At 70.1% G+C, this 3,238-nt stretch carries 2 protein-coding genes; both read right to left on the minus strand.

Annotated elements, in window-relative coordinates:
• Positions 1–40: 40 nt before the first annotated feature.
• On the minus strand, positions 41–1,423 hold the full coding sequence (gene otsA / locus AC3WPZ_RS19405) for an alpha,alpha-trehalose-phosphate synthase (UDP-forming) (RefSeq protein ID WP_382327538.1): 1,383 nt from the start codon (positions 1,421–1,423) through the stop codon (positions 41–43).
• Positions 1,423–3,237: a glycoside hydrolase family 15 protein gene (locus tag AC3WPZ_RS19410; RefSeq protein WP_492436107.1), complete on the minus strand. Its 1,815-nt coding sequence runs from the start codon at positions 3,235–3,237 to the stop codon at positions 1,423–1,425. Before AC3WPZ_RS19410 ends, otsA begins: the two co-directional genes overlap by 1 nt.
• Position 3,238: the final 1 nt, after the last annotated feature.

Genomic DNA, 3,238 nt, shown 5'->3' on the forward strand with positions numbered 1-3,238 from the left:
CCCCCCCCCCCCCCCCCCCCCCCCCCCGCCGTGAAAGGGTTTACGGGTTGGGAACGGCCGCCAGCGCGGCCAGGAAGCGCTCGCGCCACCAGTGCACGTCCTGCTCGCGGATGCCCTGCAGCAGCGCCTGGTGGCGGCGCTGGCGCTCCTCCAGCGGCATTTGCAGCGCGCGCTGCATGGTCTCGGCCGTGCGCGTGGTGTCGTAGGGGTTGACCAGCAGGGCCTCGCGCATCTGCTCGGCCGCGCCGGCAAAACGCGAGAGCACCAGCACGCCGGGGTCGTCCGGGTCCTGCGCGGCGATGAACTCCTTGGCCACCAGGTTCATGCCATCGCGCAGCGGCGTCACCAGCGCCACGCTGGCGGCGCGGTACAGCCCGGGCAGGCGCTTGCGCGCCACGTTGCGGTGGATGTAGCGCACCGGCATCCAGTCCAGTTCACCGAAGTTGCCGTTGATGGCGCCGCACAGGCTCTCCAGCTCCTGCAGCAGCGCGGCGTAGGCGTCCACCGTCTCGCGGCTGGGCGCGGCGATCTGGATCAGCGTGGCGCTGCCCAGGTTCTCCGGGTAGGCCTGCAGCAGTTGGCGGAACGCCTTGAGCCGCTGCGGCAGGCCCTTGGAGTAGTCCATGCGCTCCACACCCAGCAGCAGGCGGCGGCGCGAATACTCCTTGAGCATCTGCTCGTGCATGTCCTGCGACTCGCGGCCCTTGCCGAGCTCGATGAACTCGTCCACGTCGATGCCGATCGGAAAGGCCTGCGCGCGCAGTGTCTTGCCGAAGGCGCGGAATTCGTGTTCGCCCAGGATGTCGGCCGGCGTCTCGGTGCCCACGTAGCGCGCGAAGTGCGACACATCGGCCTCGCTCTGGAAGCCCACCAGGTCGTAGGCGAACAGCGAGCGCATCAGCCAGTCGTGCTCGGGCACGGCGGCCAGCATCAGCGGGGGCGGCAGCGGGATGTGCAGGAAGAAGCCCATGCGCTGCTCGCAGCCCATGGCGCGCAGTTCGGCGGCCAGCGGGATCAGGTGGTAGTCGTGCACCCAGATGATGTCGTCGGGCCGCAGCAGGGTCTTGAGCTTGTGCGCGAACATCTGGTTCACGCGCCGGTAGCCGCCGATGTAGCCGGCGTCGAAGTCGGCCAGGTCGAGCCGGTAGTGGAACACCGGCCAGAGCACGCCGTTGCTGTAGCCCAGGTAGTAGCTGTCGTGATCCTCGCGGCTGAGGTCCACCGTGGCCAGCTGCACCTTGCCCGCGTTCTGCACGTGCAGCTCACCCTCGCCGGGCGTGCCGTCCTCCACCACCTTGCCGCTCCAGCCGAACCACAGCCCGCCCGAGGCCTCGAGCGCCTGGCCCAGCGCCACGGCCAGCCCGCCCGAGGCGGTCTTGCGCGGATCGGCGATGCGGTTGGAGATGACGACGAGCCGTCCCATCAAATCACCGAATCCCAGCGGGCCGAGAGGCGCACCGCCGCGTTGATGATGCCCACCATCGAGTAGGTCTGCGGGAAGTTGCCCCACATCTCGCCGGTGGTTGCGTGGGTGTCTTCCGACAGCATGCCCAGCGGGTTGCGCGCGGCCAGCATGGTCTCGAAGATCGCGCGCGCCTCGTCGGCGCGGCCGGTGCGCGCGAGCGCGTCGATGCGCCAGAAGGTGCAGATGTTGAACGCGGTCTCGGGCTTGCCGAAATCGTCGGCGGCCTCGTAGCGCCGCATGAAGGGGCCGTCGCACAGGTGCTTCTCCAGCGCGTCCAGCGTGGCGAGGAAGCGCGGGTCCATCGGGTCGATCATGCCCACCTCCACCATCAGCAGCACGCTGGCATCGAGGTCGCGCCCGCCGAAGCTCTCGGCGAAGGCCTGGCGCTCCTCGCTCCAGGACTCGCGCAGGATGCGCTCGCGCATGGTTTCGGCGTGGGTCGCCCAGTAGGTGGCGCGCCCGGGCATCTCCAGCGTGCGCGCGATCTTGGCCAACCGGTCGCACGCGGCCCAGCACATCAGGGCCGAGCTGGTGTGCACGCGCGCGCGCGTGCGCAGCTCCCACATGCCGGCGTCGGGCTGGTCGTAGATGCGCAGCGCGCGCTCGCCCACCACTTCGAGCTGTTCGAACTCCGCGAGGCCCGCCGGGTGCAGCAGGCGCTCGTCGTGGAAGGCCTGCGCGGCGGCCAGCACGATGTTGCCGTACACGTCGTGCTGGAAGTGCTCCTGCGCCTGGTTGCCCACGCGCACCGGCCCCATGCCGCGGTAGCCGGGCAGGGTGTCGCAGATGCTCTCGGGCAGTTCGCGCTCCAGGCCGATGCCGTGCAGCGGCTGGATGTGGCCGCCGCCCGCGCCCACCACCACGTTGGCGAGCCAGCTGAGGTAGTCCTCCATGGTGCCGACCTCGGACAGGCTGTTGAGCGCGCGCACCACGAAGAAGGCGTCGCGCAGCCAGCAGTAGCGGTAGTCCCAGTTGCGCTGGGTGCCCGGCGCTTCGGGGATGCTGGTGGTCATGGCCGCGACGATGGCGCCCGTGTCTTCGTACAGCGAAAGCTTGAGCGTGATGGCCGCGCGGATCACCGCCTCCTGCCACTCCAGCGGCACCGCCAGGCGCCGGCTCCAGTTGCGCCAGTAGGCCAGGGTCTCCTGCTCGAAGTGGCGCGCGGTGTCGCCGATGCCGGTCTCCAGCGTCTCGTCCGGGCCGAACATGAAGTTGCATTCGCGCGTGAGCAGGAAAGGCTCGCGCGAGAGCACGTGGCTGATGGAGGCATCGGTGTGCAGGCGCAGCGTCAGCCCCTCGCCCACGTAGCGGATGTGGTTGCTGCCCGAGGTGATGGTGGGCGTGACGCGGCCCCAGTCGAAGCGTGGCAGCAGGCTCACGCGGATGCGCGGCGCGCCCTTGAGCGGGCGCACGCGGCGCACCAGCTGGGTGGGCCGGAAGTAGCGGCCGCGCGAGAGAAAACGCGGCGCGAAATCGGTGATGGACAGGCCGTTGCCGTCGTGGTCCCAGAGCTCGGTCACCAGCACGGCGGTGTTGTGCTCGTAGCGCTGGGTGGCTTCGGCCAGGCCCTCGATCTCGATCGCGAACGCGCCCTTTTCGAGATCGTCGCCGCCCAGCAGGGCGTGGAACACCGGGTCGCCGTCAAAGCGCGGCAGGCAGCTCCAGACCACGCGGCCGTGCGGGTCGATCAGCGCGCTGAAGGCGCAGTTGCCGACCATGCCCAGCGACAGCGAGGGGGCGGCGGGTGGCGCGAAACCGGGGGTGGGGCTCATG

It is taken from the genome of Hydrogenophaga sp. FW305-3-2-15-A-LB1, from assembly GCF_058787875.1.